At 59.0% G+C, this 23,687-nt stretch carries 25 protein-coding genes and 1 pseudogene; 18 read left to right on the forward strand and 8 right to left on the reverse strand.

Annotation, left to right across the window (positions count from 1 at the left end; genetic code table 11):
* Positions 1-18: 18 nt before the first annotated feature.
* A complete protein-coding gene (locus Q6L55_09550; GenBank protein MEN9258953.1) occupies positions 19-1,401 on the forward strand; it encodes a cytochrome c biogenesis protein in 1,383 nt (460 codons plus the stop codon).
* Here the strand turns inward: Q6L55_09550 and Q6L55_09555 are convergent.
* The 5 genes from Q6L55_09555 to Q6L55_09575 form a co-directional block, all read right to left on the reverse strand.
* Positions 1,334-2,698 carry a helix-turn-helix transcriptional regulator gene (locus tag Q6L55_09555; protein ID MEN9258954.1) on the reverse strand — a complete coding sequence of 455 codons (1,365 nt, stop codon included), beginning with the start codon at positions 2,696-2,698 and terminating at the stop codon, positions 1,334-1,336. The genes Q6L55_09550 and Q6L55_09555 overlap by 68 nt on opposite strands.
* Positions 2,699-2,952: 254 nt before the next feature.
* Complete coding sequence (locus Q6L55_09560) at positions 2,953-4,188, reverse strand: OFA family MFS transporter (GenBank protein MEN9258955.1); 1,236 nt, start codon at positions 4,186-4,188, stop codon at positions 2,953-2,955.
* A gap of 12 nt (positions 4,189-4,200) precedes the next feature.
* The gene (locus tag Q6L55_09565; GenBank protein ID MEN9258956.1) at positions 4,201-4,476 is read right to left on the reverse strand and encodes a nitrogen fixation protein NifZ; all 276 of its coding nucleotides are present in this window, start codon (positions 4,474-4,476) and stop codon (positions 4,201-4,203) included.
* Positions 4,452-5,633 (reverse strand): homocitrate synthase, encoded by a 1,182-nt coding sequence (gene nifV, locus Q6L55_09570; GenBank protein MEN9258957.1) that lies wholly within the window; start codon positions 5,631-5,633, stop codon positions 4,452-4,454. Before nifV ends, Q6L55_09565 begins: the two co-directional genes overlap by 25 nt.
* 46 nt (positions 5,634-5,679) lie before the next feature.
* Positions 5,680-5,931: a hypothetical protein gene (locus Q6L55_09575; GenBank protein ID MEN9258958.1), complete on the reverse strand. Its 252-nt coding sequence runs from the start codon at positions 5,929-5,931 to the stop codon at positions 5,680-5,682.
* 618 nt (positions 5,932-6,549) lie between these two features.
* Between Q6L55_09575 and nifB the strand changes: the two genes are divergently transcribed.
* From nifB to Q6L55_09645, 14 genes and pseudogenes are all read left to right on the forward strand, one after another.
* Positions 6,550-7,977 (forward strand): nitrogenase cofactor biosynthesis protein NifB, encoded by a 1,428-nt coding sequence (nifB, locus tag Q6L55_09580; protein MEN9258959.1) that lies wholly within the window; start codon positions 6,550-6,552, stop codon positions 7,975-7,977.
* Entirely contained in the window at positions 7,955-8,233 is a 279-nt protein-coding gene (locus Q6L55_09585; protein MEN9258960.1) for a hypothetical protein, read from the forward strand. The genes nifB and Q6L55_09585 overlap by 23 nt, the downstream gene beginning before the upstream one ends.
* The gene (gene nifS, locus Q6L55_09590; GenBank protein ID MEN9258961.1) at positions 8,230-9,432 is read left to right on the forward strand and encodes a cysteine desulfurase NifS; all 1,203 of its coding nucleotides are present in this window, start codon (positions 8,230-8,232) and stop codon (positions 9,430-9,432) included. The genes Q6L55_09585 and nifS overlap by 4 nt, the downstream gene beginning before the upstream one ends.
* Positions 9,433-9,442: 10 nt before the next feature.
* A pseudogene (gene nifU, locus Q6L55_09595) lies at positions 9,443-10,009 on the forward strand (Fe-S cluster assembly protein NifU).
* Positions 10,010-10,036: 27 nt separating this feature from the next.
* Positions 10,037-10,273 (forward strand): NifU family protein, encoded by a 237-nt coding sequence (locus Q6L55_09600; GenBank protein MEN9258962.1) that lies wholly within the window; start codon positions 10,037-10,039, stop codon positions 10,271-10,273.
* 140 nt (positions 10,274-10,413) lie between these two features.
* Positions 10,414-11,295 (forward strand): nitrogenase iron protein, encoded by an 882-nt coding sequence (gene nifH, locus Q6L55_09605; protein MEN9258963.1) that lies wholly within the window; start codon positions 10,414-10,416, stop codon positions 11,293-11,295.
* Positions 11,296-11,374: 79 nt separating this feature from the next.
* A complete protein-coding gene (gene nifD / locus Q6L55_09610) occupies positions 11,375-12,829 on the forward strand; it encodes a nitrogenase molybdenum-iron protein alpha chain (GenBank protein MEN9258964.1) in 1,455 nt (484 codons plus the stop codon).
* Between the two features lie 22 nt (positions 12,830-12,851).
* Positions 12,852-14,381, forward strand: a complete 1,530-nt coding sequence (gene nifK, locus Q6L55_09615; protein MEN9258965.1) for a nitrogenase molybdenum-iron protein subunit beta — start codon at positions 12,852-12,854, stop codon at positions 14,379-14,381.
* Between the two features lie 10 nt (positions 14,382-14,391).
* Positions 14,392-15,783, forward strand: coding sequence for a nitrogenase iron-molybdenum cofactor biosynthesis protein NifE (gene nifE / locus Q6L55_09620; protein ID MEN9258966.1), 1,392 nt, complete (start codon positions 14,392-14,394; stop codon positions 15,781-15,783).
* On the forward strand, positions 15,761-17,035 hold the full coding sequence (gene nifN, locus Q6L55_09625; GenBank protein MEN9258967.1) for a nitrogenase iron-molybdenum cofactor biosynthesis protein NifN: 1,275 nt from the start codon (positions 15,761-15,763) through the stop codon (positions 17,033-17,035). The genes nifE and nifN overlap by 23 nt, the downstream gene beginning before the upstream one ends.
* A 20-nt stretch (positions 17,036-17,055) precedes the next feature.
* Positions 17,056-17,454 (forward strand): nitrogen fixation protein NifX, encoded by a 399-nt coding sequence (gene nifX, locus Q6L55_09630; protein ID MEN9258968.1) that lies wholly within the window; start codon positions 17,056-17,058, stop codon positions 17,452-17,454.
* A gap of 4 nt (positions 17,455-17,458) precedes the next feature.
* Complete coding sequence (locus Q6L55_09635; protein ID MEN9258969.1) at positions 17,459-17,902, forward strand: NifX-associated nitrogen fixation protein; 444 nt, start codon at positions 17,459-17,461, stop codon at positions 17,900-17,902.
* 2 nt (positions 17,903-17,904) lie between these two features.
* Complete coding sequence (gene nifW / locus Q6L55_09640; GenBank protein MEN9258970.1) at positions 17,905-18,219, forward strand: nitrogenase-stabilizing/protective protein NifW; 315 nt, start codon at positions 17,905-17,907, stop codon at positions 18,217-18,219.
* Between the two features lie 4 nt (positions 18,220-18,223).
* Positions 18,224-18,964: a HesA/MoeB/ThiF family protein gene (locus tag Q6L55_09645; GenBank protein MEN9258971.1), complete on the forward strand. Its 741-nt coding sequence runs from the start codon at positions 18,224-18,226 to the stop codon at positions 18,962-18,964.
* On the opposite strand, the gene Q6L55_09650 is transcribed toward Q6L55_09645, so the two are convergent.
* The 3 genes from Q6L55_09650 to Q6L55_09660 all read right to left on the reverse strand — a co-directional run bounded on the left by Q6L55_09650 (position 18,961) and on the right by Q6L55_09660 (position 20,969).
* Complete coding sequence (locus Q6L55_09650) at positions 18,961-19,164, reverse strand: hypothetical protein (protein ID MEN9258972.1); 204 nt, start codon at positions 19,162-19,164, stop codon at positions 18,961-18,963. The genes Q6L55_09645 and Q6L55_09650 overlap by 4 nt on opposite strands.
* A 99-nt stretch (positions 19,165-19,263) precedes the next feature.
* On the reverse strand, positions 19,264-19,491 hold the full coding sequence (locus tag Q6L55_09655) for a molybdopterin-binding protein (protein ID MEN9258973.1): 228 nt from the start codon (positions 19,489-19,491) through the stop codon (positions 19,264-19,266).
* A 317-nt stretch (positions 19,492-19,808) separates the two neighbouring features.
* Positions 19,809-20,969 (reverse strand): MFS transporter, encoded by a 1,161-nt coding sequence (locus Q6L55_09660; protein ID MEN9258974.1) that lies wholly within the window; start codon positions 20,967-20,969, stop codon positions 19,809-19,811.
* A 285-nt stretch (positions 20,970-21,254) separates the two neighbouring features.
* Between Q6L55_09660 and modA the strand changes: the two genes are divergently transcribed.
* Genes modA through Q6L55_09675 form a run of 3 tightly spaced genes read left to right on the forward strand, consistent with a single transcriptional unit; the run spans position 21,255 to position 23,687 of the window.
* Positions 21,255-21,950 carry a molybdate ABC transporter substrate-binding protein gene (gene modA, locus Q6L55_09665; GenBank protein MEN9258975.1) on the forward strand — a complete coding sequence of 232 codons (696 nt, stop codon included), beginning with the start codon at positions 21,255-21,257 and terminating at the stop codon, positions 21,948-21,950.
* The gene (gene modB / locus Q6L55_09670) at positions 21,947-22,663 is read left to right on the forward strand and encodes a molybdate ABC transporter permease subunit (protein ID MEN9258976.1); all 717 of its coding nucleotides are present in this window, start codon (positions 21,947-21,949) and stop codon (positions 22,661-22,663) included. The genes modA and modB overlap by 4 nt, the downstream gene beginning before the upstream one ends.
* Positions 22,620-23,687, forward strand: coding sequence for a sulfate/molybdate ABC transporter ATP-binding protein (locus Q6L55_09675; protein MEN9258977.1), 1,068 nt, complete (start codon positions 22,620-22,622; stop codon positions 23,685-23,687). The genes modB and Q6L55_09675 overlap by 44 nt, the downstream gene beginning before the upstream one ends.

Here is a 23,687-nt window from a genome sequence, read left to right on the forward strand (position 1 = left end):
AACAACGGACGACAGCCCATGACCCCATTGGCCCGTTGGCGTGCAGTGCAAGTCTGGTGGCGCGCCCTGGTGCAGGTGGTAGCGGATTTGCGCCTGGCCATTGGGTTGCTTTTGGGAATAGCCCTGGCCAGCGTAGCCGGTACGGTAATCGAACAGGGGGAATCGCCGGCCTTTTACCAGACCCATTACCCGGCACATCCCGCCCTGTTTGGCTTTCTCACCTGGAAAGTCATCCTGGCCTTGGGGTTGGACCACGTCTACCAAACCTGGTGGTACTTGAGCCTGCTGATGCTGTTTGGGGCGAGTTTGCTGGCTTGTACTAGCCTGCGGCAGTGGCCGGCGTTGCGGGTGGCCCAGAAATGGCATTACTACCAACGCCCGGAGCAAATCGCCCGCCTCAGCCTCAGCCAAACCTGCCCCCCTATCCCTATCGAAACCGTCAGCCAAACCCTCCGCCAAAAGGGCTATTGGGTAGTTACGGCAGGAGACAAACTCTACGCCCGCAGGGGTCTGGTCGGCAAGGTGGGTCCCATCGTCGTCCATGCCAGTTTGGTGGTGGTGCTTCTCGGGGGGATGGTCAGTTCCCTCACCGGTTTTCTGGTGCAGGAAATGGTGCCCAGCGGTCAGGATTTTGCCCTACAGCATGTGGTGAGAGCCGGGGCGTTGGTACGCCATCTGCCTAACCTGCGGGGGCGCGTGCACCGCTTCTGGATCGAATACACCCCCAGCGGTGACATTGACCAGTTCTATACCGACTTGGGCTTGGTAGACGAGCAGGGCAACGAAGTGACGCGCCAAACCATTTATGTCAATCACCCCCTGCGCTGGCACGGCCTCACCTTTTACCAGACCAGTTGGGGGGTTCACAGCGTGCGCCTGCGCTACAACAACAGCCCTGTTTTCGACGTTCCCGTCACCGCCTTTACGGCAGAAAACGGGCGCCGACTGTGGGGAACCTGGTTGCCCTTGCAACCGGATTTGCGTGTGGGCGTGTCCCTGGTCATTCCCGATTTGCAGGGGTTGTTTTTGCTCTACGATCAGCAGGGGCAATTGCTGGCGACCGGGCGGGTCGGGACACCGGTGCAACTGGGGCAAATTACGCTGCAGGTGACGGACATCATCGGCAGTACGGGTTTGCAGGTCAAATCGGACCCCGGTGTGCCCATTCTCTATGCCGGTTTTGCCGGTTTGATGCTGGGTGTGCTCATGAGCTATGTCTCCTATAGCCAGATTTGGGGGTTGTGGGCCGATGACCGGCTGTATATCGGCGGCAAAACTAATCGCGCCCAGGTGACCTTCGCCCGGGAATTTCAGGACCTGGTGCAGGGCTTAGTTAACCCGCCGGCGTCCCCGCCAAGTTCGGTAAAACCGTCTGCAGCAGAGCCACGTCCTTCGGTTTAAGGCTGTAGCGGCCCGCTTCAATATCCCGCAACCAGCTTTGACTTTTGTGCAGCAGGGCGGCCAGTTGGCGTTGACTTAGGTGTTGTTGCAGCCGCGCTTGCCTCACCAGGGCGCCGGTAATCGGATGGCCCACCGCCGGTCTAGACCTGGGTTTGGCTGGGGTCTTTTTCCACTTGGGGCGAAAGTTCATCGGCCAATCGGCGGGGAATTCCTCCAGGCAAATGGCGGCATTGAACAACTGTAACCATTTTTGTTTTGAGTTCATCTTTGCCTCTGGTGGTCTGTTAACCCAGTAGTGAAAGGCCTCTTCCGGGTCGTCGGGTAGCTCTTGGGCCGTAAACCAATCGGGTTGGATAGCGCGCGGGTAGCAGTCCTCCCGAAACAGGGGCCGGAAACCATAGTCAAACAAGGGATACAAATCCAACTCCCAGGTGGTGATTAACTTGCGCCGCAACTCCGCCTGATGCCACGCCTGCTGCACCGCCTGGTCACCGTAAATCAGCTTGAGTAAGGTCGCCACCTTGGTCAGGGGTTCCTGGCGCACCCGGGACTGAAAAAGCAAATGTAACAGCAATACGACACTACCCGGATAGCGTTTCCACAGTTGCATGATCTTGGCCGGCAACGACCGGGGCAGCCAACCGTACTGATAGTAAGCGGTTTTGGGGCGCGCCTGATGCCGTTGGAGAAAGTAAGTTGCCCAGGGACCCGCCCGCACCTGGAACGACAACCCACTCAAGTAGGTGGAGCCGTCCTTGGCCGTAGCGACATGGTACGTCGGCCTCACCAACCACAGGGGCGCAAAGGGCAAATGCACCGCCGGAATTGGGCCCCGTTGTTGCCAAAAGACCTCCACCTCCAGGTAACTGGCCTGACGCATCCACGCCTCCAGCAGCAGCAACTTTTGCAAACGATTCAGGTCCTTGCGCTGGTGCCATCCCAAAAACTCGGCGATGAGCTGGTCGTTGATGACGACATCCTCCTCCCAGGGACGGTCCCTTTGGGTCACACAGGCGGCTAACAGCAGGTGCATGACAATCACGCGCATATCCCATCCGCCATCCCCCAGGGCCTGAGGCAGCCGGTAACGCAACCGTCCCGAGGACCCCTGATATTCCCACACCCGAAACTCCCCCGCCGTTTGCCAGACCTGATAGGGTCGCTGGGTCATCCCCTGACAGGCCTGCCAGATAACCAAACAGGAGGCAAAGGGAGTATTTTGGCCATTGGCAAACAGGGTGATGTTGGGTAAAGGCACGGCCGTTGTCGCAGGACGACCAGGGGGCAAGCCCAACACTTGACTCAAACAACGGTAAGTTTGATGACAGGTAATCTCTGCTTCCTGGGACGGACGGTCGCAGGGGATACGCAACTTTAACTCGCCCAAATTGGATACAGGACACGTATTCAACATGGACCCACCCTTGACCATGACCGGTCTCCTAAACGGCCCAACCCATGGATGACTGATTTTACTATTCAAAAATTAACCCCGCATAGCCGTCTGATTCTGTAACTTGTCCGACCAGCCATAGGGATTTTTATGGTTTTTTAACCTTTTAACAGGCTGGTATGAACTGGGGGTTTCAACCCGGTCCAAGCCAGTCCCATGCCCCCCATAGCCAACCCTGCCATGACCCCAAAAACAGCTTGATACGACCCTAACCAATCCCGAATTTGACCGGTCAGCAATGTACCTAAAAGCGCCCCTGCACCGTAGGCCGTAAACACCCAACCGTAGTTTTGGGCATAGCGGTCGGGGTGGAAAAAACGCAGAGTAACCGTGGGAGCCATGGCCAGCCACCCCCCCAAACAGAACCAAAATAGGCTAAACGCCAGCAGGTAATGGCCTACTTGGCCTGCCCGCGCCGAACCCATTACCAGCGCAGCGACAAACATTAGGGCATAGGAAAACATCGCTACGTAGCGGGGAGGAAACCGGTCGCTCAACCAACCAAACAGGGGACGACTGACCCCATTGCCCACAGCAAACCAAGCGACACTGGCTGCTGCCAGGTCAGCAGTGATGCCAATGACCTCCTGACCGACGGGACTAGCAATCCCAATCGCGCTCAGCCCAATGAAAGTTCCTAGGGCATAGCACAGCCATAACCCGTAGAAGGAGCGGCTGCGCCACAGAGTCACCGGATAGACCCCATTTGTTTGCATCCCAGACGAGTCCGTTGGGGGGCGCCAATCCGGCGGCGGCAACCGCATCCATCCCGCCAGGGCCAGGATCACCGTCATCAACAGCAACCCCATCAGCCGCAGCGCCACCCGCACCCCGTAGGTTTGAATCCACAAGTTGGCCAGGGGCGCCGTGACCAAGGGAGACAATCCAAACCCCACCACTGTTAGCCCCACAGCCAGCCCCTTGCGGTCAGGAAACCAGCGGGCCGCTACCAGCAGTGGGACACCATACGTCATACCAATCCCTGATCCCCCCAGCACCCCATACCCCACCACCAGTAAAGGCAACCCCTTTGCTAGACTGGCCAAGAGATAACCCAGCCCCACCAGCAGTCCTCCCATCACCGTCACCCGACGTGTGCCCAGGTGTGGCAAACCAAAGCCGGCAATCGGCATCAGCAAGGCATAAAACAGCAATGCCAGGGTATAGGGAAGTAGGCTGGCGGTAGCGCTTAAGCCCAGGTGTTCTTCCAGGGGCAGGCGAAAAATGCTCCAGGAGTAAACCGTCCCCAGGCACAGCAAAATGGCCATGCCTAAAGGCAGCAGGAACCAACGTCCCCGCCGCGCCGGTTGCCCAAATAGGGTTAGAGGAGTCATAGGGAGTAGCTGTTACTCGATGTCCGCCGGTGGCTCCAAGCTTTCCAGTTCTGTCCCCCGGCACCCCACCACTATACCCAACGCCAAAAAATGCACGCTGTAGATATAGAACATCTGCAGAAACGTGCCGATGCCCACCACGTAGCCCACCTCCCCCTTGCCGGCCAAAACCTCCCTCGGCCCCCGTCCGATGAACGTACCGTCGTTGCGAATCGTCCGGGTGAGCCGCACCTTTTCCCCCAGGGCAAATTGGGGAGGACCCATCAACTCGCTTGGAGTTCCGTCCATGACGCTTGGACCCTCTGGGCGATTGTTCTCAATTCCGACAGGGGCAACCCCCCTTTGTGACGAGTAGCCCGTCGGCGCACAAGGGCCAAAATTGCCTGAGCTTGGGCGGGCGTGACCTGCACCCCCATCTGCTGTAAAACGTGAGTGATGGCGTGGGTACCCGAATGTTTGCCAATCACCAGTTGCCGCTGTCGTCCCACCCGCTCCGGGGGATAGGGTTCATAGGTCAAGGGGTCAGTCAGTACGCCGTGGGCATGGATACCCGCCTCATGGGCAAAGGTGTTGATGCCAACAACCGCCTTGCACAAGGGTGGACGACAATTAGCCGCCTGGGCCACCCGTTGGGACAGTTCCCAGAAACGGCTGGTGTCTATGGGCAACCGACAGCCATAAATCTCCTGCAAGGCCAGCACCACCTCCTCCAAGGCCGCATTCCCAGCCCGTTCCCCTAAACCGTTGACCGTCGTGTTCACCGCACGGGCGCCGGCGCGAATTCCCGCCAGGGCGTTGGCCGTGGCCATACCGAAATCGTCGTGGGTGTGCATCTCCACCGGAATCGCCAGCGCCTCGGTCAAATGCCGTACCTGATCATAGGTTGTAAAAGGGTCAAGACAGCCGACTGTATCGCAAAACCGGAACCGTTCCGCCCCCCACGCCTGGGCTGCCGTGGCCACCTCCAATAGAAACCTAGGGTCAGCGCGGGAACTATCCTCTCCCCCGACGGCCACAAATAACCCCTGGTCCTTGGCGAATTGGATACAGGCCCGTAACTGCTGGAGCATCGCCTGCCGATCGCCTTGGAACTTCACCCCGATTTGCACCTCTGACACCGGCACCGAGATATGCACCCGGCGTAGCCCACAGGCCAGAGAAGCCCGCAGGTCCTCCAGGCGGCAACGATTCCAGCCAATCAACTGGGCCTTGAGACCCGCCCGAACGATGCGCCGGATGGCTTTTGCTTCCTCCCCCCCCATGGCCGGGATACCCACTTCCAATTCCGGAATGCCGATGGCGTCCAGCAAGCGGGCAATGGCCAGTTTTTCCTCAGGGGTAAACGCTACGCCTGCCGCCTGTTCCCCATCCCGCAGGGTTGTATCGTTGATCCAAACCATCTCCAGCATCATGGCCTCTAACCAAACAGGAATGGCCTGAACCACCTGGCGGTATAAAGACGAATAAACACCACAAACCTGATCCCATCCATTACCCGCCGGGTACCGCTAAACTCTGCCAACAACGCTCTAACCAATCCACCTGCTGCTGGCGGGAGCTATTAAACCGGAACAGGATCATGGCCACCAGAATCGCCTGATGGCAATTTTTGATTTCTACGGCCAGGGAACCATCTGCCAAACATTCACAAGCAATTGCCAATTCCTGGAGACGCGCGCGGATATTCCACCGCTCTCCCACCGGTAAGGTTTCGATATGGTCTGTCAAAATAGCCTCCCACATAAGCCTGATCCCCTATTTCCTGTTCCTTTCGTTATAACAAGCCCCTGTCTTGCCCTCGCCTGGTACCCCTGGATCCCTGATTGTTTAGTTAGGTTGTACTCAGCCCCCACCGGCGACCTGTGTCCCCGTTAACGGCTGGCTTGACAGCTCTAGACCCATGCCGACTCCTGGAATGAACTGGAATTTTTCTCCCTAGGCCGTTCTATTTTTGTCCGGTGCAACAAGGATTTTGGGGGATTTGGAAATTCCTCTGCCTCTGTACCCCCCCTTCTCTCGCCTGGCTAACCGACGATAGGCGAAATTTTACATCAATTTTGGTATTATATGTAACGGTCTAAATATGCTAGTGTTATGATTGATACAAAAGATGCGATCGATGGGTGTCAATCGAGGCTGGAGTTGAGTAGATTTTAAGGCTGTTTCCCCTGTCGAAAGGGTTTCCTCTGGGGGGAAAAATACCCGATTCTTGATGTCCTTAAAAGTGCTATGTCCCATGGGTAGGGTTGTGGGGGATTGAGTACCTACCTAACCAATTTAATGAGGGGATTTGAGGGGTATCATTGGGGCGCAAAAACGGCAGTGATATAACGATGGCATCGGATAGGGAGGCCTCAAAAAATGGCAACCGATGCCCCAACCCACTGCCGTTGTACCCAAAACGGGCTGGCTGACGCTCTGGTGGAACGGGATGCCCGTTTACAGGCGCGGATTGCCCGGCACCCTTGCTACAGCGAGGAGGCCCATCACCACTACGCCCGCATGCATGTGGCAGTGGCCCCCGCCTGTAACATCCAGTGCCACTACTGCAACCGCAAGTACGACTGTGCCAACGAAAGCCGACCAGGGGTGGTCAGCGAAGTCCTCACACCCGAAGAGGCCCTGCGCAAGGTGTTGGTGATCGCCGGGAAAATTCCCCAGTTGACGGTGGTGGGGATTGCCGGGCCAGGGGACCCTTTAGCCAATCCCCAGCAGACCTTTCGCACCTTTGAACTCCTGGCTGAGCACGCGCCCGACCTGAAGCTGTGTCTTTCCACCAACGGTTTGAACTTGCCGGACTACATTGACCGGATCAAGGCCCTGGGTATTGACCACGTGACGGTCACCATCAACGCCATTGACCCGGAGATTGCCGCACAAATCTACCCTTGGATTCGCTGGCAACGCAAGCGTATCTACGGAAAAGAAGCAGTCAAAATCCTGCTAGAGCGGCAAAAAGAAGGGCTGGAGGCTTTACAAAAAGCTGATATTCTCTGCAAGGTGAATTCGGTGATGATTCCGGGGATCAACGACCGGCACTTGCTGGAGGTCAATCAGTTTATCCGGGAGAAGGGGGCCTTTATTCACAACATCATGCCCCTGATTTCCGACCCCGCCCACGGCACCTACTTTGGTCTCCACGGGCAACGGGGACCCACACCCCAGGAACTGAAAGCCCTACAGGACCAATGTGCAGGGAATATGCGCATCATGCGCCACTGTCGCCAGTGCCGGGCTGATGCCATTGGTCTGCTGGGGGAGGACCGCTCCCAGGAGTTTCCCAAGGCCAAAGTGATGACCATGCCGGTGACCTATGACCCTGAGCAACGCCGCCGGGTGCAGGAGCAGGTCGAACGCCAGCGCCGGGAATTGGCTGCCCTGAAAGCCCAACTGACGACTGCTCCCGCAGCCCCCACCCCCAAAATCTTGGTGGCCGTGGCCAGCAAAGGCGGCGGTTTGGTCAATCAACACTTTGGTCACGCCAAGGAATTTCTCATCTACGAGGTGGACGGGGCCAGTGTCAATTTCGTTGGCCATCGCAAGGTGGCCCAGTACTGCCAGGGGGGCTACGGCGAGGAGGCCACCATGGAACACATCCTGGCGGCGATTGCCGATTGTCAAGGGGTGCTCTGTAGCAAGATTGGCGCCTGCCCCCAAGAAAAACTGCGCCAGCGGGGCATCGAACCCTTTGAGGATTACGACGCGATTGACGTCGTGGCCCGCAAGTTCTACAGCAAATTTCTGCAAACCCAACCGGAGGTGTGCCATGCCTTACAAAACGCCGAATGAGTACATGAGTTGGGGGGAGTGTTGCAGTCGTTGTCCCCAGGGGGCTATCCAGCGCATCGGGCACCACTACTGCTGGGACCCGCGCCGGTGCAACCGTTGCCGCGACCTGGGGGAATACCGCTGCGGGGGTATTTTTGAGGACAACTCTCCTGACCAACTGGAGGACATCAGCAGCTACTGGCGCCAGTGGTTTGCTACCTACCAGCAACACCTGGCCCGTTTACAGACCCAGCAGGGGGTGGGAGGTCGCCCATGACCGTCGTTTACCTGGATAACAACGCCACTACTGCCGTCGCGCCGGAAGTCCTGGAGGCCATGTTACCCTACCTGACCACCGCCTACGGCAATCCGTCGAGCATGCACCGCTTTGGCGGTCAAGTAGCGCAGGCCATCCAGACCGCTCGGGAACAGGTAGCTGACCTGCTGGGGGCCACACCGACAGAAATCGTGTTTACCAGCGGCGGTACGGAAGGCAACAATACAGCCATTCGCTCGGCACTGGCTAGCTTCCCCAACCGGCGCCATATCGTCACCACCCAGGTGGAACACGCCTGCGTGCGCAATCTCTGCCGACACTTGGAAAAGCAGGGCTACCAGGTGACTTACCTGTCGGTGGACCGGCGGGGACAACTGGACCTACTGGAACTGGAGGCGGCCTTGACCGGTGATACGGCCCTGGTGTCGGTGATGTGGGCCAACAACGAAACAGGCGTCCTGTTTCCCATTGACCAAATCGGCGCACTGGTGAAGTCCCGGGGGGTGTTGTTCCACGTGGATGCCGTACAAGCGGTGGGGAAGATTCCTATCCATCTGCAGGACAGCCCCATTGACTTGCTCACCCTGTCCGGGCACAAATTCCATGCCCCCAAGGGGATTGGTGCGCTGTATGTGCGGCGGGGTGTGCCGTTTCGCCCCTTGCTCCTTGGCGGTCACCAGGAGCGGAACCGCCGGGCGGGTACGGAAAACGTGGCGGGGAGCGTGGGCCTAGGCCGGGCGGCGGTTTTGGCCAAGCAACACCTGGCGGACATGGCGCGGGTGCAAGCCCTGCGGGACCACCTGGAGCAGTCCATTCTCAGGGCCATCCCCGAAACCGTGGTCAACGGCCAGGGCAGCCCCCGTCTACCTAACACCAGCAACCTCGGTTTCAAGTACATCGAAGGGGAAGCCATCCTGCTGCTGCTGGACCGGGAGGGCATCTGCGCGTCGTCCGGGTCGGCCTGCACGTCGGCTTCCCTGGAACCGTCCCATGTGTTGCAGGCGATGGGACTGCCCTATAGCGTCCTGCACGGCTCCATTCGCTTGAGTCTCTCGCGCTATACCACCCCGGCCGACATTGAACGGGTGCTGGCGGTGCTGCCGGGGATTGTCGCCCAACTGCGCGCTCTCTCCCCCTTTAGCGATGACGAGAGCGATTGGCTGACTGAGCGCACCCACGCCCTGCTGGCAACTGGTTAGGAGGTCAGCCATGTGGAACTACAGCGACAAGGTTTTGGACCACTTCTATCACCCCCGCAACCAGGGAGCCATCGAAGACAAGGGGGAGTCAGGGATAGCGGTGGTGCGGGGCGAGGTAGGAAGCCTGGCCTGTGGCGATGCCCTGCGCCTGTATCTCAAGATTGACCGGGCCAGCGACCGCATTCTGGATGCGAAGTTCCAAACCTTTGGTTGCACCAGTGCCATTGCTGCGTCATCAGCCCTGACGGAAATGGTCAAGGGACGCACCGTGGACGAGGCGCTGGCTATTAGCAACCAGGACATTGCCGACTACTTGGATGGCTTGCCGCCCCAGAAAATGCACTGCTCAGTCATGGGGCAAGAGGCGCTGGAGCAGGCCATTGCCCAGTACCGGGGGTGGCCGATAGCACAACCCACGGCAGACCACAGCCCCCTGGTGTGTACCTGCTTCGGGGTGAGTGAGGAGCGCATCCGCAAAGTCGTCCGGGAAAACCGCCTGACCACGGTAGAGGAGGTGACCCACTACCTGAAGGCAGGGGGGGGTTGCGGCACTTGTCGGGAGGCGATTGCCGACATCCTGGCCCGTACCATTGCTCCCCCCCGCTTGACCACCCTGCAAAAAATCCAGCGGATTCAGGCGGTACTGGCGGAGCTGCGCCCCCTGCTCCAGCAAGACGGCGGCGATGTGGAACTGGTGGACCTGGAGGGGGACTGCGTCTGGGTGCAACTCCAAGGGGCCTGCGGTGATTGCCCCAGCCGCCTGGTCACCGTGAAAGACCTGATCCAAGTCCGCCTGCAACGGGTCCTAGGTCCAGCGGTGGTTGTCGAAGCTCTGGCGTAAAGGAGATTAAGGAGGTTGCCATGTGGGTTCTGACTACACCGGGTAAACGCTCACCCCCACGGGTTGATGGCCCTTCCCTGGGCTAATTCTGCGGTTGCATGCGTGGTTGTTGGTTGTTTGGTTTGTTTTAGGAGGACACCATGAGACAGATTGCTTTCTACGGCAAAGGTGGCATTGGCAAATCCACCACCTGCCAAAACGTGATGGCCGCTCTGGCCGAACTGGGACAGCGAATCATGATCGTCGGTTGCGACCCCAAAGCTGACGCTACCCGCTTAATCCTACACAGCAAAGCCCAAAAAACCATTCTACACCTGGCGGCGGAGCGGGGGTCAGTTGAGGACCTGGAGTTGGAGGAAGTGATGCTCACCGGTTACCGGGGCATTCGCTGCGTGGAATCGGGGGGTCCGGAGCCGGGGGTAGGCTGCGCCGGGCGCGGCATTATCACGGCCATTAACTTCCTGGAGGAAAACGGGGCCTACGAAGACTTGGACTTTGTGGCCTATGACGTGTTGGGGGACGTGGTCTGTGGTGGGTTTGCCATGCCCATCCGCGAAGGAAAAGCCCAGGAAATCTACATTGTGGTTTCCGGGGAAATGATGGCCATGTACGCCGCTAACAACATCGCCCGGGGGATTCTCAAATACGCCCATTCCGGCGGTGTGCGTTTGGGGGGTCTCATTTGCAACAGCCGCAAGGTGGACCGGGAGGTGGACCTGATCGAAAACCTGGCCCGCCGGCTCAATACCCAGATGATTCACTTCATTCCCCGGGACAATGTGGTGCAACACGCGGAATTGCGCCGCATGACGGTGAATGAATACGCCCCCGACAGTAAGCAGGCCGAAGAATACCGCATCTTGGCCCGGAAGATTCTCCACAACACCCACCTGACCATCCCCACGCCCCTGGCGATGGAGGACCTGGAGGCCCTGTTAGTGGAATACGGCATCCTGGACGACGAGCAGGCCTACGAGCGGGCTGTGGCGGCGGACCAGGCTAAGCAATTGACCCAGGTTTGACCCCTATGGGCGTGCAACGCTTGCTCGCTTGGGGGTGTTGGACGCCCTATCCCTTACCCATCCATCTGGAGGAACCACCATGAGCAGCGTGTACCAAGAGCGCAAAGAAATCATCCAGGAGGTGCTGGCGGCTTACCCCGAAAAGACCCGCAAGAAACGACAGAAGCATCTCAACGTCCTGGCCGCAGGGGCTACAGACTGTGGCGTGAAGTCCAATATCAAGTCCATCCCTGGAGTGATGACCACCCGCGGTTGCGCCTATGCCGGTTCCAAGGGGGTGGTCTGGGGACCTGTCAAGGACGTCATCCATCTCAGCCATGGTCCCGTGGGCTGCGGATATTACTCCTGGTCAGGGCGCCGCAATTACTACGTGGGCACCACTGGTGTGGACAGCTTTGTCACCATGCAGTTCACTACCGATTTCCAGGAGCGGGATATTGTCTTTGGGGGGGATAAGAAGCTGGCCCAGGCCATTGACGAAATGGCTACCCTGTTTCCCTTGGCCAAGGGCATCACGATCGAATCCGAGTGTCCTATCGGGCTGATTGGGGATGACATCGAAGCCGTTGCCCGCCACAAGAGCAAAGACATCGGCAAGCTCGTGGTGCCGGTGCGGTGCGAAGGTTTCCGGGGGGTTTCCCAATCCCTGGGGCACCACATCGCCAACGACACCATCCGCGACTGGGTGTTCCCCACCTATGACAAGGTGAGCGACGCCGAGCTGGGCTTTAGCCCGTCTCCCTACGACGTGGCTATCATCGGCGATTACAACATCGGGGGTGATGCCTGGGCTTCGCGCATCCTGCTGGAGGAAATGGGGCTACGGGTGGTCTGCCAATTCTCCGGTGATTGCACCCTGCAGGAGATGAAACTGGCCCCCCGGGTCAAGCTGAATCTCATCCACTGCTACCGCTCCATGAATTACCTGTGCCGGCACATGGAAGAAAAGTACGGTATTCCTTGGGTGGAGTACAACTTCTTCGGCCCCACGGAAATTGCCAACTCCCTGCGCAAAATCGCCGCCTTTTTTGACGAAACCATCCAGCAAAAAGCCGAGGCCGTCATTGCCAAGCACCAACCCCAGGCCGAGGCAGTGATCGCCAAATACCGGCCCCGCCTCGAGGGCAAGCGGGTGATGGTGATGGTGGGAGGATTGCGGCCCCGCCACGTGATTCCCGCTTTCCGGGACTTGGGTATGGAGGTGATCGGCACCGGTTACGAATTTGGTCATAGCGATGATTACCAACGCACGGTCCACTACGCTGACCCCGGCACGGTAATTTACGACGATGTGACGGCCTACGAGTTTGAAGAGCTGGTTCGCCGACTGCGCCCCGACCTAATCGCCTCGGGCATCAAAGAAAAATACGTCTTCCAGAAGATGGCCTTGCCCTTCCGCCAGATGCACTCGTGGGATTATTCGGGTCCCTACCACGGCTACGATGGCTTTGCCGTCTTTGCCCGGGATATGGACCTGGCCCTCAACAGTCCCACCTGGACATTGGTCAAGGCCCCCTGGCACACCAACCCGTAAACCGTTTAGGGAGGACTGCACCATGTCGCAACAGGTTGACGCGATCCGAGACCATAGCCAGTTATTTCAGCAGCCGGAGTACCAGGAACTCCTAGCCCGCAAGCGCCAGTGGGAAAACTGCCCCAGTCCTGAAGAGGTGCAGCGGGTGGCCGAGTGGACCAAGACCTGGGACTACCGGGAAAAAAACTTTGCCCGCCAAGCCATTACCATCAACCCAGCGAAGGCCTGCCAACCCCTAGGAGCCATCTTTGCCGCTTCCGGGTTTGAGGGGACACTGCCGTTTGTGCACGGGTCCCAGGGCTGCGTGGCCTACTTTCGCACCCACCTGACCCGCAACTACAAAGAACCCTTTGCGGCGGTGTCTACTTCCATGACCGAGGATGCGGCGGTCTTCGGGGGACTGCAAAACATGATTGAGGGGTTGATGAATGCCTACACCCTCTATAAACCCAAGATGATTGCCGTCTGCACCACCTGCATGGCGGAAGTGATCGGGGATGACTTGGGGGCGTTCATCACCACGGCCAAAAGCGAGGGGGCCATCCCAGCAGAGGTACCGGTACCCTTTGCCCACACCCCTAGCTTTGTCGGCTCCCACATCGATGGCTACGACAACATGCTCAAGGCCATCCTACAGACCCTAGAGGGGAAAAAGCAAGGCAGCAACGGCAAGCTGAATTTCATCCCCGGCTTTGACCCCTACGTAACCAACTTGCGCGAGTTACGGCGCATCTTGACCCTGATGGATATTCCCCATACCATCCTGGCGGACAACGCCGATACCTTTGATTCCCCCAACACCGGGGAATACGTGCTGTACCATGGGCGCACGACTCTGGCGGAGACCCGCGACGCGATTAACGCCGAGGCCACCATTGCCCTGCAGGCCTATGCCACGGAAAAAACCCGGGATTTCATCCAGACGGTCTGGCAACAGCCCACCTGCGTCCTGCGCCCCTTTGGCATTCGGGGGACCGATACCTTCCTGATGAAGCTGGCCAAGCTCACCGGTAAACCCATCCCCCCTGAACTGGAAGTGGAGCGGGGCCGCGCCGTGGATGCCATGACCGATTCCCAGGCCTGGTTGCACGGCAAGCGGTTTGCCATTTACGGCGACCCGGACCTGGTGTTGTCCCTGCTAGGCTTCACCCTGGAGATGGGCATGGAGCCGGTGCACATTGTGGTCACCAACAGCAACGAGGCCTTTGAGCAGGAGGCCAAGGAACTGCTGGCCCAGTACCCCCATGGCCAGGGCGCCACCCTGTGGGGCGGCAAGGACCTGTGGCATTTGCGGTCGCTGCTGTTTACCGAACCGGTGGACCTGCTGATTGGCAATTCCTACGGCAAGTACCTGTGGCGGGACACACAAACGCCTCTAGTGCGCATTGGTTATCCCATCTTCGACCGGCATCACCTGCACCGCTATCCCACCCTGGGCTACCAAGGGGCCATCAACCTACTCAACTGGCTGGTGAATACGGTGCTGGATGAGGTGGACCGTCAGACCTTGATTCCTGGTAAGACGGACATCTCCTTTGATTTGATCCGCTAGGGGGTGCGCTATGTGGCAGAGCCAGGTCAACCAACTGTTGCGGGAACCGGCCTGTCCCCATAACCACCACCAGCACGGGGATAGGCGAAACCGCAGTTGCCGACAACAAGCTAAACCTGGTAGTGCCCAGGGGGGATGTGCCTTCGATGGTGCCAGCATTACCCTGGTGCCTATTACGGATGCTGCCCATTTGGTGCATGGCCCCACGGCCTGTGCCAGCAACGCCTGGGGAACGCGGGGGAGTCTGTCGTCGGGGCCGCTGCTATTTCGCACTGGCTTCACCACCGACCTGAGCGAGCAGGACATCATCTTCGGCGGGGAAAAACGGCTCTACCAAGCCATCCGGGTGATTGCCCAGCGCTATCGGCCTGCTGCCATTTTTGTCTACTGCACCTGTGTGCCGGCGCTGACGGGGGAAGACGTGGTAGCGGTCTGCCGGGCGGCTCAAGCTCAGGTGGGATTGCCCGTGATTCCCGTGCTGGCGCCGGGGTTTGTGGGGGGCAAAAATTTGGGCAATCGCCTGGCGGGGGAGGCCCTGCTGAAGTACGTCATTGGTACGGGGGAACCACCGGCAGTAGGGTGTTTTGCCCTGAATCTCATCGGCGAGTACAACATTGCCGGGGAGCTGTGGGACGTATTACCCCTGTTCGAGCAGCTAGGGATTCAGGTGCTGGCAAAAATAACCGGTGATGCTCGCTATCGGGAAATCACCTACGCCCACCGCGCCCATTTGAACCTGGTGATCTGCGCCAAGGCTCTGCTCAATGTCGCCCGCCAGATGCAGGAGCGTTACGGTATCCCCTACATCGAATGCTCCTTCTACGGTCTGCGGGAGATGAATCGCTGTCTGCATCAGGTGGCCCAGCACTTTGGCGACCCGGCACTGCAGCGACGGGTGGAAGCCCTGATGGCCCAGGAAACGCAACGATTGGAACAGGAACTGGCCCCCTACCGGCCCCGGCTGCAGGGGAAACGGGTGGTGCTCTACACCGGCGGCGTCAAAAGCTGGTCTATCGTGGCGGCGCTCCAGGATTTGGGCATGCAGGTGGTAGCAACCAGCACCCGCAAAAGCACCGCCGAGGACAAAGCCCGCATTCGTGCGCTGTTGGGGTCTGAGGGCATCCTTTTAGAGGGAGAAGGCGCCCAGGAATTGCTGGCCGTTATCCGCCGTACCCAAGCCGACATGCTCATTGCCGGAGGACGCAACCAGTACACGGCCCTGAAAGCGGGTATTCCTTTCCTGGACATTAACCAGGAGCGGCACTACGGCTATGCCGGTTACCGGGGTCTGGTGCGTTTAGCCCGGGAACTCACCCATGCCCTCGACAGCCCGATTTGGACCCAGATTCGTCAACCAGCCCCCTGGGAGGTGATGCACCATGGCTCAGGTTTTGACCTCTAACCGCCCCGTGGTTATTAATCCCTTGAAACTCAGCCCGGCCTTGGGGGGGGCGCTGGCGTTTTTGGGCATCCAGGGGGCCATCCCCTTAATTCACGGTGCCCAGGGCTGCGCATCCTTTGCCAAGGTGCTGCTGGTGCGCCATTTTCGCGAGGCCATTCCCCTGGCTACCACCGCCTTGACCGAAGTCGGTGTCATCCTCGGGGGCGAAGAAGCCATCCAGACCAGTCTCGAGACTCTGTTGGCCAAGGCCCAACCCCGGTTGATTGGCCTATGCTCCACGGCCCTGGCGGAAACCCGGGGTGAGGACATCGCCGGCATCCTGCGGGAATTGGACCTGCCCATACCGGTGATTTATGCCTATACCCCTGACTTTGGAGGTTCCTTGAGCGACGGCTACGTCCAAGCAGTGGCCGCCCTAGTACGGGGGTTGCCCCAACCGGGGCCATTGATACCGGATCAGGTCACGGTACTGGCTGGTCCTGATTTAACCCCTGGCGAGGTGGCTGACCTCAAGGCTCTGATCCAGGCCTTTGGACTGACCCCCCTGGTGATTCCCGACCTGTCCACGGCCCTGGATGGTCACTTTACGGGGGACTATGCCAGCGTCAGCCCAGGTGGAATCACGATGGCCGAGTTGCGCCAGGCGGGGCGATCAGTCCACGTACTGGTCATCGGCGAGGCCCTGCGACCGGTGGCGGAACTTTGGCGGGAGCGGTTTCAGCGGCCCTATACCCTCTTGCCGGGGGTGACGGGTTTAGCGGCAACCGATGCCCTGGTGCACTGCCTGATGACCTGGAGCCAGCGCCAGGTCCCCCAACACTATCAATGCCAACGCCAGCAGCTGCTCGATGCCATGCTCGATACCCACTTTTACCTGGGGGGCAAGCGGGTAGCCCTGGCTTTAGAACCCAACCAACTGGCGGTTATGACCCATTTTCTGGTGAGCATGGGGGCGGAAATTCAGGTGGCGGTGTCCCCGACTCCAGCACCCTGGCTGGCGGACCTGCCCTGTGAGACCGTGATTGTGGGGGACCTAGGGGATTGGGAACAAGGGGCAGCCGGCGCCGATGTGCTGATTGCTAACTCCCGCGGGGCGGCCATCGCCCAGGCCTTGGGCATTCCCCTGCTGCGGATGGGCTGGCCCATTTTTGACCGGTTGGGGTATCACCTGCGGTCCTATGTGGGCTATCGCGGCACCGCCCAGTTGCTTTTTGACCTCGGCAATCTCCTACTGGCAACCCACGCACCCTGACGTTTTTGGAGGTAAAAGCCATGAAAGTTGCCTTTGCCACTACTGACGGCGAGCACATCAATGCCCACTTTGGCTGGGCGCGGCTGTTGGCCGTTTACGAGGTGTCCCCGGCGGGCTACCACCTGGTCGAGCAGCATTCTTTCCCCACCGGCACTGAGGACGGGAATGAAGACAAGCTGGTGCCCAAGCTGGAATTCCTCAAGGCTCGCCCCGACTGCAAGATTGTTTACGTTTCTGCCATTGGGGGCAACGCCGCCGCCCGTTTGATCAACCAGGGTGTGATGCCGGTCAAGTCCCGTTCGGAAACCGACCAAATCGTCACCATCCTAGAACAATTGGTGAAAACTCTGCAAGGGAGTCCACCACCCTGGCTGCGCAAAGCCCTAGGGGTTGCTCGACCGACCTGGACGGAGGAGTAAACCGATGACTGTCGTTACCACTTCCCCTTTTTGGCAAACCCTAGTGGCCCAGCACCGGTCCCAGGACCCCTATGGGATTTATGCCACCTGGAGCGACGAGCGCCTGTTGCAGTCCTACCTGTTGACCAAAGCGCAAAAACGCCAAATTCCCCTGGACCAACCGGTGCCACCGGCCACCCGTGAACGCATCACCCATTTTTACAGCGCCGTTGCCCAGCAAATTGAACGGCACACTGGCAAACTCACCCAGGTGGTGATTGCCCTTAACGCGGAGGGGTTTGGCTGGGCTATTGTTTTCAGCGGCAGGTTGCTACTGGTGGTGCGCCCCCTACGGGATGCCCAGCGCTTTGGTTTTGCTTCCTTCGACCAACTGGTCCAGGCTGGGGAAAAGGAGGTCCAAGATGCCCTCGCCTGGTGGAGTCGTTTCCCCGCCGTTGTGGAGGTTTGACCATGGAAAAAACCTTAGCGGCCTTTGCCCGCTTGACCAACGCCGAGGACTACTTCCACTTTTTGGAGGTGCCCTTTGACCCGCAGGTGGTCAATGTCTATCGGCTCCACATCCTGCGCCAATTCGCCCTGTTCAAGGAGAGCATTGACCAGGAGACCGAGGACCCCCAAATCCGGCTAGCCCGTTATCGCCAAGCCCTGGAGAGGGCCTATAGGGTCTTTCTCACCTCCTGCGCCCAGGAGCAAAAACTCTTTAAGGTGTTCCAAACGCCGCCGCCTAACGTGGTGCTGCTGTCGGATTTGCTGGAGGAGAGCTAGGCCCATGGTGACCCTATCACCCCAGGAACGGGAGCGCTACCGCCGACAAATGCAACTGCCCGGCTTTGGGGAGGCAGCCCAACTGGCCCTGAAACGCACCTGCGTTCTCATCACTGGCGTGGGGGGGTTGGGGGGTACAGTGGCCCTGTACTTAGCGGCGGCAGGCATTGGTCAACTGATTCTGGTGCGGGAGGGGGACCTGCGGCGTGATGACTTGAACCGCCAGGTGCTGATGACCGACGATTGGGTGGGTCAGCCTCGGGTGTGGAAGGCTAAGGATACCCTACAGGCCTTTAACCCCCACGTGGTGATTGAGGCCATTCCCGCACCCCTGAACGACGCCAACCGGCAAGCCATCGTGGCCCGCTGTGACCTAGCGATTGACGGTGCCCCTAACTTTGCCGAGCGGGACCGGTTGAACCAAACCTGTGTGGAACAGGGCAAACCCTTGGTGGAGGCGGCCATGGACGGCATGATGGCCTACTTGACCATCCTGGTGCCCGGACAAACCCCCTGCCTGCGCTGCTTGTTTCCCGAGCTACCCGCCTGGGACTGCTGGGGATTTGGGGTGCTGGGGGCCGTCGCCGGTACGTTAGCTTGTCTCACGGCCCTGGAGGCCATCAAATACATCACCGGCCTGGCCCCTGCCCTGGTGGGGGAACTCCTGGTGATGCAACTGGGGGGGTTGACCTTCCGCAAGTACCGCTTGCATCGTCATCCCCATTGCCCCGTGTGTGGTCATTAAAGGGGGAAACCGCCATGGAAATCACTCCTGCTGCTTGGCAGCAACTCCGCCAACTTCTGACCCGCTCTCACCGCCATCTGCGGCTCCACCTTGTCCCCAGTGGTTGTCAGGGCTATCGCTTCCGGCTCCAGCTTGTCGGGCAACCCAAACCCACTGACATCCCCCAATCCCACAACGGCCTCACACTGTACGTGGAGCACCAGAGTTTACCTTACCTCGCTGATGTCGTTTTGGACTACGTTGAAGGGTCAATCCAGGGCGGCTTTATCTTTCACCATCCCCACGCCTGTGCCTGCGGTTCATCCCGGGCCAGCTGTTTGTTCCACCGCCACCAGCACATCCGTTGCCTTGATCAGGGCGTAGGCCTCCTTTCCTAAAGTAAGACCCAACCGCTCACAGGAGGTTTTGGTAATCAGCGCCGTCACCTCGATACCCGGTGCTATCTCCAAAGTCACCTCAGCAACAACCATACCCGTCACAACATTTTTAACCTTGCCCTTCAGAACGTTCCGCGCACTGAGGTCCATCCCATCCTCCATTTGACCCTGTCCGACCCTACCACCTACTCCCCAGGAGGGCGGTATCATGGCTTACCTTACCAGCTACACCCGGGGCGGACACCCTTGGACACCCGCTTTTGTCTAGACCGTTGATATAACCTGCTGTCTTGGCTGTGGACGTTTCTCAAGGTCTGGGGTCAACAGGTCCTCCAGTTCGGGCGGTGAACGAAAACTTGGCATTTAAGAGAGCGAACGCCGAGTGATGACCCTTGCCCATCCGGAGTAGTGCATTGGTTGCCAGGCCTGCGTCCGCATCTGTCCTCGAAACATGCGCCCCAGACCTATCACGAGTCAAACCGCCTGGTCTGAAGCAGAAATGGAATTGCCAGTAACTGGAGGAGGACGGAAAAGGCCACCACCCCAACCAAGGAACGGTCGTACAAAAAACCCAGGCAGGCGCTGCCAACAAACCAAGCCAAGCCATAGCCCGTGTTAAAGAGGCCATAAGCCGCGCCCCGTCTTTCCGGAGGTATCATTCCTGCCACCACCGCCTTGAGCACTGACTCCTGCGCCCCCATACCGATACCCCACAGGGTCATGCCCAGCCACATCCCCTGCACAGGAAGTAGCAGCAGCAACGGCGCAAACCCGCAAGAGAGCACCACGGCGAAAACCAGTGTAAGCACACCGATGTGGTCAAACCAGTAGCCAAACACCAAAGCGGCCAGGGCATCCACCCCCATCGCCCAAGCATACAGCAGGGACAGGTCGCCCAAGGTCGCCGCGCCGGTGCGCTGGAGATGGAAACCGATCAGTGGGAAATCCATAAAGCCGGCAGCGATCAAGGCCACAGCCCCCAAATACACCCAGAAAGCCCGAGGAAGTCCCTGGGTTGGCCCAGCCGGTGTAGTCAGTTCCAGGTCTCGGGGGTTGGGGTAAAGCTTCTGGGTCAGCAGCAGGACCACCATTCCCAAGACCGCCGGCAGTAACAACACCAAAAATCCCGGGGGGTAGCGACCCCAGCGTCCCAAGGCCCAGGTGACCAACAGCGGCCCAGCCACCGCCCCGATCTGGTCCATCGCCTCGTGCAGCCCAAACCCCAAGCCCTTACCCACCCGCATAGCCCCATGGGAAAGCAACACATCCCGCGGAGGCGTACGCACCGCTTTCCCCATTCGTTCCCCCAGCATCAAACCCGCCAGGACTTCCCACCGTCCCGCCAAGGCCATTAACGGCACTACCGCTGTGTTGACGGCGTAACCCAGGGTCGTAATCCGCCAGTACTGGCGCGTCCGGTCACTGAGAAACCCCACCCCTAACCGCAACCCATGGGCGATCAACTCACCTGCGCCGGCTACCAAACCCACCACCGTGCCACTGGCCCCCAAAACAGCCAAATAGGCCCCCGTGATGCTGCGCGCCCCTTCATAGGTGGCATCGGCACATAAACTGACCATGCCTAGCAAAACAATAAACCGTAGCGCCACCCATCGCGATTGGGTCATTGAAATACCCCATTTTTTCAAAAAACGACCTAATTTTATCACAGGGAACTGGCCCATAGCAAACACACCAAATTGCCCCGCAAAACCAGTGGCCTTTAGTTACCTATGCTACTAAACTTTGTCGGTTATCAGGATAGGCTGATTTTGAGTCTATTCAGTTGTGTTTAAACCATGGGCAAGCTCCGGGGAAAGGTAGGTGTTGGGGCCTGGGTGGGCGCTTTATTGGTGGTGGTAGGAATAGGGCTGCTGCAACGTTACCGTAGTGCTTCCGTTTCGACAGGAATAATGCTCACGGTTTCGGCGGCGGCAGATTTGCAATATGTCTTTCCCAAAATTGGACAGTTGTGGGAGCAAGCGACAGGTCATAAAGTTACCTTTAACTTTGGTTCCACAGGGCAACTAGCCCAGCAAATTGAGCGAGGTGCGCCGGTCGATTTATTTGCCGCCGCCAATCGGGAATTTGTAGAAAAGCTAGACCAAAAGGGGTTGATTTATACAGACAGCAAAGCCCTGTATGGCATTGGCCGCATCACCCTGTGGCAACGGGCGGACCATCCCTATCGGGTCAAAACCCTCAACGACCTGCTGCGACCGGATATCCGCCGGGTGGCCATTGCCAATCCCCACCATGCGCCCTATGGCGTGGCGGCCCGTGAAGCCCTGCAAAGTCTGGGGATATGGTCAGCCCTGCAACCCAAATTGGTCCTAGGGGAAAATGTGCGCCAGAGCCAGCAGTACGCAGAAACCGGCAATGTGGATGTAGCCATTGTGGCCCTTTCTCTGAGCGTCAACAAACCCGGTCACTGGACGTTGATTCCTGACCACCTGCACCGGCCCCTAGAACAGGTACTGGCCGTTCCCAAAAGTGCCCGCCATCCCCAATGGGCCCGGCAATTTGCCGCTTTTATCAACGGGGAGCAGGGCCGGCCTTTGATGCGGCAATACGGGTTTGTCCTGCCGGGGGAGGAACCTATGCCATGATGTGGTCGGCTGTGCGTCTGTCGCTGCAGGTGATGGCCCTAGCCAGCGTGCTGATTGGAGTTTGCGGTTTGGGTCTGGGGATATTTCTGGCCCGTTGCCGCTTTCCGGGGTACCTTTTCCTGACTACGCTGCTCAATCTGCCCCTGGTGTTGCCGCCGAGTGTGGTGGGCTATATTCTGCTGCTGGCCTTGGGGCGAGGCAGTCCGCTCCGGGAATGGTTGGGCCTGGACTTGGTGTTTACCTGGCAGGCGGCGGCGATCGCTTCGGCGGTAGTAGCACTGCCGTTGATGGTGGAATCCACCCGGGCTGCCATTGCCAATGTGGACCCTGAACTGGAGGCGGCTGCCCGTACACTAGGGTCGCCGGAGTGGGAGGTGCTTGCACGGATTACCATTCCTTTGGCCTACCGGGGCATCCTGGCCGGGATTGGGTTGAGTGTGGCGCGGGGGCTGGGGGAATTTGGCGCCACACTGATGGTGGCCGGCAACATCCCCGGGCGCACCCAAACGTTACCCTTGGCCATTTACGACGCTGTCCAGATGCAGCGCTACGACCTGGCCAACCAAATGGTGGTGCTGATGACGGTCATCGCCTTTGCTTTGCTGGGGTGGGTGCGGTATCTGGAGGCCCAACAGCCCCAGAGTCAACGGTTGTTGCCCGGACAACGCCATGAGCCTGACCGTGCAGTTGCAAAAAACGTTACCCCACTATGACTTGAACGTGGACTTTGTCCTAGATCAGGGAACCCTGGGGATTCTAGGACGATCTGGTTCTGGCAAAAGTATGACCCTGCGCTGCATTGCCGGCATTGAAACCCCCAGCGCCGGGGTGATCATCCTCCGGGACCGCATCCTGTACCATTCCCACCAGGGGATCAATGTTCCCAGTCGCCAGCGACGCGTTGGGTTTGTGTTTCAACACTATGCCTTGTTCCCTCACCTCACGGTGGCCCAAAACATTGCGTACGGGTTGCGGGGATGGTCGCCGTCGCGCCTACGCCAGCGGGTGAAGGAGCAACTGGAGAACATGCAACTGGTGGGGTTGGCCGATTGTTACCCGCACCAATTGTCAGGGGGGCAGCAACAGCGGGTCGCCCTCGCCCGGGCCTTGGCTCCCGCACCTGACCTTTTACTTTTGGATGAACCCTTGTCTGCCCTGGACACCCCCCTGCGCAGCGAACTGGAAAGACAGTTAAGCACTACCCTGGCGACTTACCAAGGACTAACTATATTCGTGAGTCACAATTTGGAGGAGCTGTACCGGGTGTGTCACCAGTTGCTGGTGCTGGACCGGGGTCAGGTGGTGGCTAGCGGCGAAAAACACCAGATTTTTGATCAGCCGAGAACCCTGACGGTGGCCCAACTGACAGGCTGTAAAAACTATTCCCCCATTGCCAAGCGCGAGGCCCATCGGGTTCACGCCCTGGATTGGGGCTGCGTTTTGCAGACGGCGGATAGGGTCCTGCCCGAACATCACTACATTGCCATCCGCGCCCATCACGTAGCTTTTACCGATACCGGGGACCAGCCCAATACCTTTCCGGCTTGGGTGGCGTCGACCAGCGAAACACCCCACCGGCTGACCGTGTACCTGAAACTGCAACAACCGCCGCGTCACCCCCAGGACTACCACCTGCAAGCGGAAGTCTATAAGGAAAAATGGCTCCAGTTCCAGGCGCGTCCTTTTCCTTGGTGGGTTCATCTATCGCCCCAGCGGTTGCGTTTGCTGCAACCCTAG

The organism is Gloeomargarita sp. SRBZ-1_bins_9, from assembly GCA_039794565.1.
Lineage (GTDB): Bacteria > Cyanobacteriota > Cyanobacteriia > Gloeomargaritales > Gloeomargaritaceae > Gloeomargarita.